The sequence below is a fragment of the Halobacillus sp. AWH4_228 genome (assembly GCF_056158365.1).
This window is the reverse complement of the sequence record NZ_JBSWTE010000001.1, coordinates 2,506,578-2,519,893: the sequence shown is the minus strand read 5'-3', so window position 1 is coordinate 2,519,893 and position 13,316 is coordinate 2,506,578. Positions and strand designations below refer to the sequence as shown.

At 49.4% G+C, this 13,316-nt stretch carries 15 protein-coding genes; 12 read left to right on the top strand and 3 right to left on the bottom strand.

Features of this window, described 5'->3' with window-relative positions:
* Window positions 1-468: 468 nt before the first annotated feature.
* Window positions 469-1,845 carry a branched-chain amino acid transport system II carrier protein gene (brnQ, locus tag ACXADP_RS12850; RefSeq protein ID WP_474971595.1) on the bottom strand — a complete coding sequence of 459 codons (1,377 nt, stop codon included), beginning with the start codon at window positions 1,843-1,845 and terminating at the stop codon, window positions 469-471.
* Window positions 1,846-2,174: 329 nt separating this feature from the next.
* Here brnQ and ACXADP_RS12845 point away from each other — a divergent pair, with 329 nt between their 5' ends.
* On the top strand, window positions 2,175-2,822 hold the full coding sequence (locus ACXADP_RS12845; protein WP_474968247.1) for a DsbA family protein: 648 nt from the start codon (window positions 2,175-2,177) through the stop codon (window positions 2,820-2,822).
* A 48-nt stretch (window positions 2,823-2,870) separates the two neighbouring features.
* Here ACXADP_RS12845 and ACXADP_RS12840 read toward each other — a convergent pair whose 3' ends face one another.
* Window positions 2,871-3,209: a winged helix-turn-helix transcriptional regulator gene (locus tag ACXADP_RS12840; RefSeq protein ID WP_051254583.1), complete on the bottom strand. Its 339-nt coding sequence runs from the start codon at window positions 3,207-3,209 to the stop codon at window positions 2,871-2,873.
* A 121-nt stretch (window positions 3,210-3,330) separates the two neighbouring features.
* On the opposite strand from ACXADP_RS12840, the gene ACXADP_RS12835 reads away from it, so the two are divergent.
* From ACXADP_RS12835 to ACXADP_RS12820, 4 genes are all read left to right on the top strand, one after another.
* Window positions 3,331-3,822, top strand: coding sequence for a lactoylglutathione lyase family protein (locus tag ACXADP_RS12835; RefSeq protein WP_474970374.1), 492 nt, complete (start codon window positions 3,331-3,333; stop codon window positions 3,820-3,822).
* 69 nt (window positions 3,823-3,891) lie between these two features.
* Window positions 3,892-4,419 carry a DUF4269 domain-containing protein gene (locus ACXADP_RS12830; protein WP_474971594.1) on the top strand — a complete coding sequence of 176 codons (528 nt, stop codon included), beginning with the start codon at window positions 3,892-3,894 and terminating at the stop codon, window positions 4,417-4,419.
* An 82-nt stretch (window positions 4,420-4,501) separates the two neighbouring features.
* Window positions 4,502-5,056: a PadR family transcriptional regulator gene (locus ACXADP_RS12825; RefSeq protein WP_474968249.1), complete on the top strand. Its 555-nt coding sequence runs from the start codon at window positions 4,502-4,504 to the stop codon at window positions 5,054-5,056.
* 1 nt (window position 5,057) lies between these two features.
* Complete coding sequence (locus ACXADP_RS12820) at window positions 5,058-5,576, top strand: DUF4188 domain-containing protein (protein ID WP_474968250.1); 519 nt, start codon at window positions 5,058-5,060, stop codon at window positions 5,574-5,576.
* Window positions 5,577-5,730: 154 nt separating this feature from the next.
* On the opposite strand, the gene ACXADP_RS12815 is transcribed toward ACXADP_RS12820, so the two are convergent.
* Window positions 5,731-6,303 carry a helix-turn-helix domain-containing protein gene (locus ACXADP_RS12815; RefSeq protein WP_474971593.1) on the bottom strand — a complete coding sequence of 191 codons (573 nt, stop codon included), beginning with the start codon at window positions 6,301-6,303 and terminating at the stop codon, window positions 5,731-5,733.
* A gap of 95 nt (window positions 6,304-6,398) precedes the next feature.
* Here ACXADP_RS12815 and ACXADP_RS12810 point away from each other — a divergent pair, with 95 nt between their 5' ends.
* The 7 genes from ACXADP_RS12810 to rbsB all read left to right on the top strand — a co-directional run bounded on the left by ACXADP_RS12810 (window position 6,399) and on the right by rbsB (window position 13,146).
* Entirely contained in the window at window positions 6,399-7,376 is a 978-nt protein-coding gene (locus ACXADP_RS12810; RefSeq protein WP_474971592.1) for a DMT family transporter, read from the top strand.
* Between the two features lie 112 nt (window positions 7,377-7,488).
* Window positions 7,489-8,475: a LacI family DNA-binding transcriptional regulator gene (locus ACXADP_RS12805; RefSeq protein ID WP_474968253.1), complete on the top strand. Its 987-nt coding sequence runs from the start codon at window positions 7,489-7,491 to the stop codon at window positions 8,473-8,475.
* The gene (rbsK, locus tag ACXADP_RS12800) at window positions 8,472-9,362 is read left to right on the top strand and encodes a ribokinase (protein WP_474968254.1); all 891 of its coding nucleotides are present in this window, start codon (window positions 8,472-8,474) and stop codon (window positions 9,360-9,362) included. The genes ACXADP_RS12805 and rbsK overlap by 4 nt, the downstream gene beginning before the upstream one ends.
* Complete coding sequence (rbsD, locus tag ACXADP_RS12795; protein WP_474971591.1) at window positions 9,359-9,751, top strand: D-ribose pyranase; 393 nt, start codon at window positions 9,359-9,361, stop codon at window positions 9,749-9,751. Before rbsK ends, rbsD begins: the two co-directional genes overlap by 4 nt.
* 14 nt (window positions 9,752-9,765) lie before the next feature.
* The gene (locus tag ACXADP_RS12790) at window positions 9,766-11,265 is read left to right on the top strand and encodes a sugar ABC transporter ATP-binding protein (RefSeq protein WP_474971590.1); all 1,500 of its coding nucleotides are present in this window, start codon (window positions 9,766-9,768) and stop codon (window positions 11,263-11,265) included.
* The gene (gene rbsC / locus ACXADP_RS12785; protein WP_051254585.1) at window positions 11,249-12,205 is read left to right on the top strand and encodes a ribose ABC transporter permease RbsC; all 957 of its coding nucleotides are present in this window, start codon (window positions 11,249-11,251) and stop codon (window positions 12,203-12,205) included. The genes ACXADP_RS12790 and rbsC overlap by 17 nt, the downstream gene beginning before the upstream one ends.
* Before the next feature lie 11 nt (window positions 12,206-12,216).
* Window positions 12,217-13,146: a ribose ABC transporter substrate-binding protein RbsB gene (gene rbsB, locus ACXADP_RS12780; protein ID WP_474971589.1), complete on the top strand. Its 930-nt coding sequence runs from the start codon at window positions 12,217-12,219 to the stop codon at window positions 13,144-13,146.
* Window positions 13,147-13,316 lie beyond the last annotated feature (170 nt).

Here is a 13,316-nt window from a genome sequence, read left to right as displayed (position 1 = left end):
TATCTTTCTTACCGCCAGGACCGAAAGCCCTTGGAGGTTCTTTAACATCGACAAAGACTTTCCTTCACCCAGCTCAACCTTGCTGGATGGAGGAGAGTCTTTTTTATATTCCGGCAGGCAGCCGTATCAGCGGCTGTTCCTTCCCTTTTTCTTTTCCACGCAAGTGCGCAACAGCGCAGCCCATGCCGTTCTTTTGAATCTGCGAACCTGCTTCGTGCACAACCTCTCCTCTATATTCTAATGTCGGCACGAGGAGCGTTCGGTGGTGATGCCTGCGGGAACAGCACGGGCCGAAGATCCACTTGGGCAGGCGACCTTCCTGACCAAGTTAGCTGAGGGCGTGCCCGCGGCATTCATCCACCGATAAGCGGAAAGTGACCCTTCCCACGACAAATGGATAACTCTACCTGATTAGCACAGGCCTTTTCTACAGCCATCGTACCTGGAAAGGATCAGGTGCGCTTCTTTTTATGATTGAATCGTTTCTGTCTGCATGTTCTTCGAAGGCTGGACGTGCTGATTCTTCCAAAAATAACCGACCAATCCTCCGATCACGGCCGGCAGTATCCAGCCAAGGCCGATATCGTAAAACGGCAGGTAGGCAGCATAGAGGGTGTTGACTGATTCCAGCCAATCGGCTGCAATTGATGGGATCGTTCCCACGAGGGCATTGTATCCATCGATGATGCTGACGAAAAAGGTGAGCCCCATGGCTCCAGCATAAACGGTCTGCTTATGGTTGAACATTTTAGAGCTGAGACCGAGCAGAAGAAGAACGATGGCCAGCGGATATAAGAACATCAGTACAGGCACTGCATACTCGATGATATTCGTCAGCCCAACGTTTGCTACGATAAAGGAAAACAGGGATAACACAAGGACGAACGTCTTATAGCTGACTTTCGGATAGATCGTATGGAAAAATTCACTGCAGGCAATGATCAGACCAATGCACGTTTTCAAACAGGCCAGGATGATGATCAAGGCAAGCAGAATGGAACCATAGGACCCGAAGTAGAACTGAGAAACCGCTGCAAAGGTCAATCCGCCGTTTTCAAACTGGCCGACGGCTGCTGTACTGGAGGCCCCCATATACGTAATCAATCCGTAAATCAGCGCCATCAAACTCATGGCAAACAAGCCGGATTTCCACGTTGTACTCGCAATCGCTTTGGAGTCGGTGATCCCGAGACGGCGGATCGCATGAATGACCACAATCCCGAAAGCGAGGGCGCCGAGCGCATCCATCGTGTTGTAGCCTTCCTTGAAGCCGGTCATGAACGGCATGGCTTCATAAGCTCCGGTCGGGGCACCGAAGCTTCCCATCGGCTTGATGATGGCTGTAACGATAAGAATGGATAAGAACAGTAAAAAGGTCGGAGTCAGATACTTCCCGACGATATCCATCACTTTTGCCGAATTAAGAGAAAAGTAGTAGGCCGCCGCAAAAAAGATAAAGGTGAAAACGCCGAGCCAGATAGCCGCTGATCCTTGGTCAAGGAAAGGTTCGAATCCAACGACAAATGGGACGGTAGCTGTCCGGGGAATCGCAAAAAACGGTCCAATGGTTAAGTATAATAAAAGAGCAAATCCCGTGCCGAATAATGGATGAACCCGGCTGGCCAGGTCATGCAGTCCGCGGCTTCCGGATAAGCCGATGGCAAGGATACCCATGAACGGAAGTCCGATGGCTGTGACGAGAAAACCGATCAAAGCCGGCCAGAAGGAAGTTCCAGCAAGCTGTCCAAGCTGAATCGGAAAAATCAAGTTCCCGGCCCCGAAAAATAACCCGAACAGCATGGTTCCGATCATGATGTAGGTGGAAATGGAAGTTCGTTGTTGCATATGCATGTTCCTTTCTTCGATGTAGTCGTCATTCGCTGAACGAATAAAGATTATCCTACCAAGAATCGATGGAAGGAACAATAGGCTTACCGCAATTCGTTGAAATTATTTGTCTTTTTCAAAAATGGCATCGTTTTCTTTGGAACGATCTGGATAGAGACCCGTTTCCACCCTTGCTATTAGATGATTTTTTTGACTTTCCCAGAGTGGTCATGCATGATATTTCCGTAGGAGATTTTTCCGGCTGTACGGAAAATGGGGGATCGTCCAGGCGGGTCATCGTGGTTGAATGGCCGAAGCCTGAAATCGTACACAGGGAGGAAACATACATGAAAAAAACGTGGATCTGGATGGCTGTTGCAGCCGCCGTTGTCATTGTGATCGGCGCCATAGCTTTATTAAGCGGGGGCCAGTCAAGTGAAGATACAGCGGATCGTTATGAAAGCCAGCCTTACTTAGGTGAGGAGAGCGCAGAAGTAAATATTGTGGAATTCGGGGATTACAAGTGTCCGTACTGTAAGGATTTTGAGTCTGGATTCTTTCCATTGATTGATGAACAGCTGATTCAAACCGGAGATGTGAAATTTTACTTTATTCAATATCCATTCATCAATGCGGATTCCGACCGCTCTGCTGAATTTGCTGAAGTCGTTTATGAGGAGCTTGGAAACGACACCTTCTGGGAATTTCATGAATTGATGTATGAAAAGCAGGAACCGGGAACCGAGCAGCAGGAAGTTTACACCGAAGATTACTTATATGACACACTGGCAGAAGTCGTCAGTGAAGAAGAAGCGCAGTCTGTTCTTACCGCCTATCAGGATGGTGCTGGAGAAGAAGCGCTGGATCGTGATCTTGACTGGGCTGGTGATTGGGATGTCACTGGAACGCCGACGCTCTTCGTTAATGGTGAAAAGTTTGAAGGCAGCTCTATCGATGACCTCGTTCAAATGGTTGAGGAAGCAAAATCGGAATAAAAAGAAAAACCTGCAGCAGGCTAAGTTCAGGCCTTGCTGCAGGTTTTTTTATGGTTCCAAATCTCCATAGGTGGTTCCCCACTTATGCATCTGTTCAAGAATCGGCATCAGCGTTTTTCCCATATCTGTAATGGAATACTCGACTTTTGGAGGAACAGTATCATATTGGAAGCGGATGATGAATCCATCCTCCTCCAGTTCCTTCAACTGCTGACTCAACACCTTATGCGAAATGCCGGGAAGCAGGTTCCTCAAAGCGTTGTAGCGAAGCGTGCCGTCTACGCTCAAGTGCCAGAGGATGACGGTTTTCCACTTGCCGCCGATCTTTTTCAATGTATATTCAATGGAGCATTTAAGCTTTCCATTATCGTCCATCGGTGCCTTCATAAACGGGCTCCTTTCTAACTTTTTGGTAAGCCTCTTACTTTAAAGTGCGTTCTTCTCAAACGTCTAAATCTAACTATAATGGAATTTGTAAAGGAAATAAAACAAGGAGGAATAAATAATGATGACTTTTCCAAGATCTTTTTCCCATATTGGACTTTCTGTCCCGAATTTAGATGAAGCCGTTAAATTTTACACGGAGGTATTTGGCTGGTATGTCATTATGGAGCCTTCAGAAGTGAAAAATGATGACACAGCCATCGGCCAGATGTGCCGTGACGTCTTCGGAAACGAGTGGGAGCAGTTCCGCATTGCCCACCTCGCTACAGGTGACCGTATCGGTGTCGAGATGTTCGAATTTCCGGAGAACGAGCAGCCGGAAAACAATTTTGAATACTGGAAGACAGGCATCTTCCATTTCTGCATCCAGGACCCGGATGTAGAGGGCATGGTTGAAAAAATTAAAGCCCACGGTGGAAAGCAGCGCATGCCGATCCGTGAATACTATCCTGGAGATAAGCCGTACCGGATGGTTTATGTTGAAGATCCGTTCGGCAACATTTTTGAAATTTACTCCCACAGCTATGAGCTGACGTATTCTGACGGAGCTTATTAATAAACGAACGCCCTTGTCCTTGCAGACAGGGGTGTTTCTTTTTATGGTAGGGAGAAAGGAGGGAGCTGGATGAACGTGATGGAACTATTACGCACAGGGTCTGAGAAGCAGCGGCACGTCCTGCGGTTGTTTCACAAACTGAACATCGCTGCACAATTCAAGGAAAACCACCCGGTCATCTGTGGAACCATTCCACTCGGGATTGATTTGGAGGACTCCGACGTTGATATCATCATGCAGACAGAAAACCATTCCTTTTTATTGGAAAGATGGGAGAGATTGTATGGAGGCTTTTCCAATTTTAAAATTGTAGAAAAATACATACGAGGGCGTAAGGTCGCAAAAGCCAATTTCCGGTACGGGGGACTGGAGTGGGAATTGTTCGCTCAGAACCAGCCGGTGACCGATCAGCATGCCTGGCTTCACATGTTTATTGAATACCGTATCCTCCGGGAGGATCCTGCTCTCAAACCCATCATTCTTCAGAATAAGAAAGACGGCTTTTCCACGGAAGCCGCATTCTGTGATCCATTAGAAATCGAAGGGGATCCATATGAAGGGCTGCTTGCTTATGGAAAAAAGAAGGGGTGGATTTGAAAATAGTCTGTTTATTGCGGGCGTTCTGTTTTATAATTATATCAAATAGATATATATCATATTGATATAAAAGGAGCAGCCTATGAAGGAGAATCATACCCCTTATGCCCTGCTTGGCTTGATGACAGCAGGATTTCACACAGGCTATGAGATGAAGCGGATGATGGATGGGAGCTTGAATCACTTTTGGAAGATCAGCTACGGACAGATTTACCCGACGCTTAAGAAACTGGTGGAGGAGGGAAATGCAGAGGTTCATGTCACCTCACAGGAAGGCCGGCCGGATAAGAAGGAGTACATCATCACTCCGTCCGGTGAGGAACAGCTCCGGTCCTGGCTGATGAAACCGGTGGAGGATCTCCCGGTGGAGAAAAATGAACTGTTGCTGAAGCTGTTTTTCAGCCGGAATCAGCAGAAATCCGTCATTCTTCATCAGTTGGAAAGCTACAGAAAAAAACTGTATGAGAAGCAGCATACGTACCAGAGCATCAAAGAACTGCTGCTGAGCGAGGAGTGTCCGTCGGAAGACGCGCCGTTCTGGATCATTACCCTGGATTACGGACTCGCTACGACGGAAGCGGCTGTCGAATGGTGTGAGAAAACGAAATCCCGTATCGATGAAATGAAGGAGGAGTAACGTGGGGAAACAAGTGTTTCAAGGACGTTATACGACACAAGCGGCAGGAGAGCAAGGGTTTGTCGTTTTTCTCATCGGGATGCGGATCAATAAATGGCGGGCGGTACACAAATGGCTTCCTGTGCTCCGGGCGATGCCGCCGATGATCAAGGAGCTTTATACACATAAGGACATGGGATTTCTTGATATGGAGAACTTCTTTACAGGCCGGACGGTGCTGATGGTGCAGTACTGGAAATCTGAGGAGGCCTTGATGGACTATGCCCGTGGGAAAAAGCATCGGCAGGCGTGGAAGAAGTTTTACCAACTAGCCGGGGATACAGAAGAAGTCGGCATCTATCATGAAACGTATCTTCAGAAACCGGGGCAGTTTGAATCGATCTATGGAAACATGCCGAAATTCGGGCTGGCTAAAGCCATCGGTCATACAAAAATCAGCCCGCAGACCGTTTCAGCGCGCCGGCGGTTGAAAAGGCAGGAGGCTGTGAAAATGGATGAATCCTCCCGCGGCCGGTTGTGAAGAAAACGGATGTTTTTTTGTAATTCAGGAGTCCAGCGATTCTTCTATCATGTTTATGGAAAACAGGGAGGAGCTTCTGTCTGACAGAAGCTCCTCCCTGTTTTCTTTTTTGATTTGGTGATGTTACGAATTTTGTCCGGTCCTTTCATGGCTTTTAATTATACATCATTACAAAATGGAGGACGGCCGGCTCATCGTAGGGGTTATGATACCCGTGGAGCTGATCAGCACTGAATTTAATCGCATCATACGGTTTTAGATCATAGAAGTCGTCCTGGATCTGAATACGGGCACGTCCTTCCATCACTGTGATGTATTCGACCACTCCGGATTGGTGGGCATCGGTGACATATTCGGTTCCCGGCTTTAAAAAGGCGCGGTGCGTCTCGATTGCGTCAAAGCTGCGGGTGGAAAACATCGGTTCAAGTGTTAAGGACTCATCTGCACTCAGAACTTTATTTCCTTCATGTTTTCTTGATATGACAATTTCCTGCTCCTCGGCAAGCAGCGTGGAAAGAGGGATCTGCAGACCGTTGGCAATTTTCCACATGACGGTAAGGGATGGATTGGCTTCTCCGCGCTCGATGTTGCCAAGCGTCAGTTTACTGACATTCGTGAGGTCGGCCAGGTCCTGCAGACTGAGCTGCTTTCCTTTTCGCAGGCGCCTGAGCGTCACTCCGGCCTGTCTGGCCATTTTTTCAGCATCGTTCTTTTGGGGATCGCTCATCATTTTTCCTCCTGTAGATGGTTTTCATTTGATCATTCTTTTGGTATATTATGATGTATCATCAGTTAAATATAATATATAAAGGTGTGGTGGAGATGAGAGAGATTTTGCTCGGTGTAACGGCCTCGATGTTTTTTGCTGTCACCTTCATTCTGAATCGGTCGATGGAACTAGCCGGTGGCAGCTGGATGTGGAGTGCATCCCTGCGCTTTCTATTTATGGTCCCGTTCCTGCTTCTCATTGTACGTGTAAGAAAGAATGGGAAACAAGTGTTTATAGAATTGAAAAAGCATCCGGCCACCTGGATCGGATGGAGCTTTGTCGGATTCGTTCTGTTTTACGCTCCCTTAACCTATGCCGCTGCCTACGGTCCTGGATGGTTGATCGCCGGGACCTGGCAGGTGACTATTGCGGCCGGTATCCTCCTCACTCCGTTTTTCCACACGACTGTGTACATCGGGAATCGTCCTGAAATAAGGCGGGAGCGGATTCCGATGCGCTCGCTGCTTATTTCCTTTCTTATTTTAACAGGAGTCTGTCTGATTCAACTCCAGCATTTGGAGAAGGTCACACCACTGGAACTAACAGCAGGGATTCTTCCTGTTCTTATCGCTGCCTTCTGTTATCCTCTTGGAAATCGGAAAATGATGGCCTTCAGCAGTGATCGTCTGGATACCTTCCAGCGCATTCTAGGCATGACGCTTGCCAGTCTCCCGTTCTGGTTGATTTTAAGTACGACGGCTTTGGTCACAGCGGGACCGCCGGCGCAGGGGCAGGTACTCCAGTCCTTCATTGTCGCCGTCTGCTCCGGTGTGGCAGCCACAACCTTATTTTTCATAGCAACAGACCGCGCCAGGCATCAGAGCGGAAAGCTTGCAGCTGTCGAAGCCACGCAGTCCACCCAGGTTCTGTTCGTCCTTCTAGGAGAAGTGCTTCTATTGTCTGCGCCCCTTCCTGGTTCAACGGCCTTTCTGGGAATGGGGTTATTAATCACAGGAATCATTCTGCACAGCCTGTCCGTTAAAAAAGGGAGTGCGCCGGTACAAAGCGGCGTACAGATGAAAAGAGCTTGAATATCCAGAAACCCGGATCAGCTGTTCCGGGTTTTTTCATTTTGTTCTTGCCTTTCTTGAAACGTTTATGCTATGTTCTATGTAACCGGTTACACAATGCAGGAGTGAAGCTATGGTAACGATAAAAGATGTAGCGAAACATGCGGGGGTGTCCGTGGCTACGGTATCACGCGTGTTGAATAATAATGGCTATGTAGGCACAGAAACACGGAAGAAAGTGATGGCGGCTATTGAAGAGCTGAATTACAGCCCGAACGAAGTGGCACGGTCGCTGTATAAGCGGGGCTCCAGATTGATCGGCCTGCTTCTTCCGGATATAACAAACCCGTTTTTCCCTCAGCTGGCCAGAGGAGTGGAGGATGAGGCCGGCCGCCAGGGCTTCCGTCTTCTACTCGGAAACAGTGATGAGGATATCGAAAAGGAAATGGACTACATTCAAACCTTTGTCCAGAATAATGTGGTTGGTATGATTACGGCGACGAACCACGTGGATTATGATATGTACCAGTCGCTCGATCTCCCGCTGGTCCTGCTTGACCGTACGTCAAGCAGTTATCCCGCTGTGTACGCAGACGGCCGGGAAGGAGGAAGGCTCGCAGCAGAGACCCTCATTAAAAAAGGGGCGCAGCGGGTGACGCTCGTCAAAGGCCCTGCCCATGTTAAACCCGCAGTTGATCGCTACCGGGGTGCCATGGAGGTTCTTGGGGAAGCGGACGTGGATTTTTCCGTCATGTCAACGACCTCCTATGCCTTTGAGGAAGCTTTGAACTGGGCCGAGGAGCTGTTTCAGAAATTTCCTGAAACCGACGGCATCATTGCCAGTAATGATATTGTCGCCATCGCCATCGTCCATGAAGCGTTGAAGCGGGGGAAAAACATCCCCGGGGATCTGCAGATCATCGGCTATGACGATATCCCACAAAGCCGTCTGTCCTATCCGCCGCTGACGACCATCCGCCAGCCGGCTTATGAAATGGGTAGAAAAGCGGCTGAACTGTTAATACAAAGAATTGGACAGCCTCAACAAGAGCACCGGTCCATTCAAATGCCGGTGGAATTGATCGAACGACATACAACACGAAAGGATGATCAAGAATGAAAAAGCCGACCATCGCTGTCATTGGCAGCTCTTCCATGGACCTTGTCGTCTCCTCTGACAAACGGCCGGAGGCAGGTGAAACCGTATTAGGTAAAGCATTTGATACCGTGCCCGGGGGCAAGGGGGCGAACCAGGCGGTCGCAGCCGCCCGTCTGGGAGCTGATGTCTATATGATCGGATGTGTAGGGGAAGACACTTACGGAGAAGAAATCACAGCCAATCTGAAGAAAAACGGTGTACGAATCGACTATGTGGAACCGGTTACACATGAAAGAAGTGGAACAGCCCACATCATCTTAGCAGAAGGCGATAACAGCATCGTCGTCGTCAAGGGAGCGAACGACCATGTCACTCCGCAGTATATTGAAAAAGCAGAAAAACTTTTGAAGAACAGTGATCTTGTGATGATTCAGCAGGAAGTGCCGGAAGCAACGGTTGTTCATGCCGCAGAGCTGTGCTCCCGTTATGGCGTGCCTTTGTTGTTAAATCCAGCTCCGGCAAGACCTGTACCACAAGTGGTCCTGGATCAAGTCAGCTACGTCACACCGAATGAACATGAAGCCGCTGTATTATTCGGAGGCCTGGCTTTATCAGAGGCGCTCCAGGCACACCAGAATAAATTGTTCATCACCGAAGGCGCAGCCGGCGTCCGTTACCATAATGGAAGGGAAGAAGTTCTCGTACCGTCCTTCCCGGTCAAGGCTGTCGATACGACGGGAGCGGGGGATACGTTTAATGCCGCCTTTGCTGTCGCTGTTGCCGAAGGAAAAGAGATGGAAGAAAGCCTGCGTTTTGCCAACCGGGCGGCCAGCTTGTCTGTCACCGGCTTCGGAGCGCAGGGGGGAATGCCGTCCCGTGAGGATGTTGAGGAGGCGATGAAGCCATGAAGAGACACGGCATCTTGAACAGCAGCATTAGTAAAGTGCTCGCCGATCTCGGTCACACCGACCGGATCGCCATCGCTGATGCGGGCCTTCCGATACCGGCAGGAACATTGAAGATCGACCTTGCCTTAAAAGAGGGAGTACCCGGGTTTATGGAAGTGGTACAGGTCGTGCAGGAGGAGATGTGTGTAGAAAAAGTGACCACAGCGGAAGAGATGAAGTCCAATCCGGCTGTTCAGCAGGAAATGAGAGACATGTTCACAGCTGTCGAGATGGACGAACGTTCCCATGAAGCGTTCAAGCAGGAGCTGACAGATGTTAAAGCTGTCATCCGCACAGGTGAAATGACGCCTTATGCCAACTGTATCCTGCATGCCGGGGTCATTTTCTAAAAAGGGGTGAGACGATGCATATTACGATGAATCAGATTCATAAAGCGTTTGGAACGAACAAAGTGCTGGAAGGCGTGGATATCGAAATCAAGGAAGGGGAAGTCCACGCCCTCATGGGAGAGAACGGGGCAGGTAAATCAACGCTCATGAATATCTTGACCGGCCTTCACAAAAAGGATCAGGGGACGATCCAGATTGACGCTCAGGAAAAAACGTTCTCCAACCCAAAAGAAGCGGAAAACTACGGCATCGCTTTTATTCATCAGGAGATGAATGTCTGGCCGGAGTTGACCGTTCTGGAGAACCTGTTCATTAATCGGGAACCGGTTACATCTTTTGGGATTATCCATACGAGAAAAATGAAAGCGGTTGCGAAGGAACAGTTTGAAAAGCTCTCCATTTCCATCCCGCTTCATAAGGATGCCGGACAGTGTTCGGTCGGGGAGCAGCAGATGATTGAAATCGCCAAGGCGCTCATGACCGATGCCAAGGTGATTATTATGGACGAACCGACAGCAGCCTTAACCGACAGAGAGATTGAAAAGCTGTTCGGCGTGATCCGTTCCTTAAAAGCCTCGGGGGTTTCTATTGTTTATATTTCCCACCGGATGGAGGAGATTTTTGACGTCTGCGACCGTATCACCGTCATGCGGGACGGCCGTACCATTGATACGACACCGATTCCGGACACGAGCTTTGATGAAGTGGTCCGCAAAATGGTGGGGCGTGAACTCACCGATCGTTTTCCAGAAAGGCAGGCCGATGCGGGAGAAACCGTCCTTGAGGTGAAAAACCTGACACGTCCGGGCGTATTCCAGGACGTCAGTTTCCAAGTGAAATCTGGTGAAATTGTTGGGGTTGCTGGATTGATGGGGGCGGGAAGAACAGAGATCATGCGGACGATTTTCGGACTGGATGGAAAATACGAGGGAGACATCCATGTGAACGGTCAGCGTGCCGTTATGAAGAATCCGGGCCAGGCGATCAAACTCGGACTTGGGTTAATTACAGAAGACCGGAAAGACGAAGGACTCGTGCTTGATTTTCCTATTAAAGATAACATCGCTCTCCCCAGCCTGAAAAGCTTCACAAAGCGTTCGCTCATCCAGGATGGCAGGGAGCTGGAATTCGTGGAGATGTTGATCAAGCGCCTGACAATCAAAACCGAATCCGCCCAAACCGAAGCGAAGAACTTATCCGGCGGGAATCAGCAGAAAGTGGTCATTGCCAAATGGATCGGCATCGGGCCGAAAGTGTTGATTCTTGATGAACCGACACGTGGAGTGGACGTCGGGGCAAAACGGGAGATTTACCAGTTGATGAACGAGCTGACCGACCGTGGAGTAGCTATCCTGATGGTGTCCTCTGAACTGCCGGAAGTACTCGGCATGAGCGACAGGATTCTCGTCGTCCACGAAGGCACCATTTCCGGTGAACTGGACCGGTCGGAAGCGACACAGGAAAAGATTATGACATTTGCGACAGGAGGGAACGTCCATGATGAACGCCATTAAAAAAACGAACAGCATCGGCCAGTCACTGCAGAAGCTGGGGCCGCTGGTCGGGCTTCTTGTACTTATTACCGTTGTATCCATTATAAACCCAAGCTTTCTGGAACCTTTGAACCTATTAAACCTGCTACGTCAGGTTGCCATTAACGCCCTCATTGCCTATGGGATGACCTTCGTCATTCTCACCGGCGGCATCGATTTGTCCGTCGGATCGATTCTTGCTTTATCGAGTGCCCTGATGGCCGGGATGATGGTATCCGGCATTGATCCGATTTTAGCTATTCTGATCGGATGCCTGCTTGGTGCGCTGATGGGAGCTGTCAACGGACTGTTGATTACAAAAGGAAAGATGGCTCCGTTTATTGCTACATTGGCAACGATGACGATGTTCCGTGGTCTGACTCTTGTCTATACCGACGGAAACCCGATTACAGGACTTGGCGACAGCTATGCGTTTCAGCTGTTCGGCCGCGGCTATTTCCTCGGCATCCCTGTACCTGCGGTGACCATGCTGCTCGCTTTTGCTGTTCTTTGGGTGATTCTTCATAAAACACCGTTCGGACGTCGGACGTATGCGATTGGTGGTAACGAAAAAGCGGCGTTCATCTCAGGAATCAATGTTTCCCGGGTGAAAGTCCTTGTCTATTCTTTAGCCGGTCTATTGTCTGCACTTGCTGGGGCGATTCTTACCTCACGCTTGAATTCAGCACAGCCGACTGCCGGTACATCCTATGAACTGGATGCGATTGCTGCCGTTGTGCTTGGCGGGACGAGCTTATCCGGAGGGCGTGGTTTGATTGTCGGTACATTGATTGGCGCCTTGATCATTGGAACGTTGAACAATGGACTGAATCTGCTCGGGGTCTCCTCCTTTTTCCAAATGGTTGTTAAAGGTGTCGTCATTATTATTGCCGTCCTCATGGACCGGAAGAAATCAGCGTAGGAGGGATGAACATGATCAAACGATTGTTACTTATCATCGGTGCAGTCCTGCTTTTTCTTAGCGGATGTTCTCTGCAGCCGCCGGAATGGGCCAAACCGAACAATAATAAAAATCCGGAAGATATTAAAATAGGATTGTCTGTGTCGACTTTGAATAACCCATTTTTCGTTTCCATGAAGGACGGGGTGGAGAAAGAAGCAGAAGCCCAGGGGATGGATGTTGTCGTCGTTGATGCACAGAATGATGCAGCTAAACAAGTCAGCGACGTGGAAGACTTGATCCAGCAGGGGGTCGACGTCCTGCTGATCAACCCGACCGACTCTTCGGCGGTTTCAACGGCTGTCCAGTCTGCCAACAGCCTCGGCATTCCCGTCGTTACGCTGGACCGTTCTTCTGAAAAAGGAGAAGTGGCCACTCTCGTCAGTTCGGATAACGAAAAAGGCGGGAAGATGGCCGCTGAATATATGGTGGAACAGCTGGGAGAGGACGCCAAAGTGGCAGAGCTTGAAGGTGTTCCCGGAGCCTCTGCAACGAGGGAGCGGGGAAGCGGCTTCCATACGGTAGCTGATGAGCAGTTGAATGTGACGGCTAAGCAGACCGCGAACTTCGATCGTACAGAAGGCTTGAATACGATGGAGAACATTCTTCAGGGAAATCCGGATTTGGAAGCAGTCTTCGCCCACAATGATGAAATGGCTCTGGGCGCCTATCAGGCCATTCAAAGCTCCGGTCGTGATGTACTAGTCGTTGGTTTTGACGGAAATGAAGATGCAATGACGAGTATTCAGAACGGCAATCTTTCCGCAACCGTCGCCCAGCAGCCGGAACAGATCGGCTCGCTGGCTGTCCAGGCAGGCGCAGATGTACTGCAGGGAGAGGAAGTAGAGGAAACGATTCCGGTTCCTTTGAAACTGGTAACCACAGAGAACATCGGCGAATAACTGGAACTCCTGCATATTCGTCAGTGGGATTGATCAGTATCCGTACTCACGTTCCATTTATTGATGAGGTTCTGTTCCCGCAGACGTCACCAGTGTACGCTGTGGATCCCTGTAAAGCCTGCCGTGAATTTTCGAACCACTTTGAAGAGACAGCCATAGAGCTGTCTCTT

What these genes read in the sequence shown, in the direction of transcription:
- ACXADP_RS12805 (WP_474968253.1), top strand. Translation starts at nt 7,489, where the DNA reads ATGGTAACGATAAAAGATGTAGCGAAACATGCGGGGGTGTCCGTGGCT.
- ACXADP_RS12815 (WP_474971593.1), bottom strand. Translation starts at nt 6,303, where the DNA reads ATGAGCGATCCCCAAAAGAACGATGCTGAAAAAATGGCCAGACAGGCC.
- ACXADP_RS12835 (WP_474970374.1), top strand. Translation starts at nt 3,331, where the DNA reads ATGACTTTTCCAAGATCTTTTTCCCATATTGGACTTTCTGTCCCGAAT.
- ACXADP_RS12790 (WP_474971590.1), top strand. Translation starts at nt 9,766, where the DNA reads ATGCATATTACGATGAATCAGATTCATAAAGCGTTTGGAACGAACAAA.
- rbsC (WP_051254585.1), top strand. Translation starts at nt 11,249, where the DNA reads ATGATGAACGCCATTAAAAAAACGAACAGCATCGGCCAGTCACTGCAG.
- ACXADP_RS12840 (WP_051254583.1), bottom strand. Translation starts at nt 3,209, where the DNA reads ATGAAGGCACCGATGGACGATAATGGAAAGCTTAAATGCTCCATTGAA.
- ACXADP_RS12845 (WP_474968247.1), top strand. Translation starts at nt 2,175, where the DNA reads ATGAAAAAAACGTGGATCTGGATGGCTGTTGCAGCCGCCGTTGTCATT.
- rbsK (WP_474968254.1), top strand. Translation starts at nt 8,472, where the DNA reads ATGAAAAAGCCGACCATCGCTGTCATTGGCAGCTCTTCCATGGACCTT.
- rbsD (WP_474971591.1), top strand. Translation starts at nt 9,359, where the DNA reads ATGAAGAGACACGGCATCTTGAACAGCAGCATTAGTAAAGTGCTCGCC.
- rbsB (WP_474971589.1), top strand. Translation starts at nt 12,217, where the DNA reads ATGATCAAACGATTGTTACTTATCATCGGTGCAGTCCTGCTTTTTCTT.
- ACXADP_RS12810 (WP_474971592.1), top strand. Translation starts at nt 6,399, where the DNA reads ATGAGAGAGATTTTGCTCGGTGTAACGGCCTCGATGTTTTTTGCTGTC.
- ACXADP_RS12830 (WP_474971594.1), top strand. Translation starts at nt 3,892, where the DNA reads ATGAACGTGATGGAACTATTACGCACAGGGTCTGAGAAGCAGCGGCAC.
- brnQ (WP_474971595.1), bottom strand. Translation starts at nt 1,845, where the DNA reads ATGCAACAACGAACTTCCATTTCCACCTACATCATGATCGGAACCATG.
- ACXADP_RS12825 (WP_474968249.1), top strand. Translation starts at nt 4,502, where the DNA reads ATGAAGGAGAATCATACCCCTTATGCCCTGCTTGGCTTGATGACAGCA.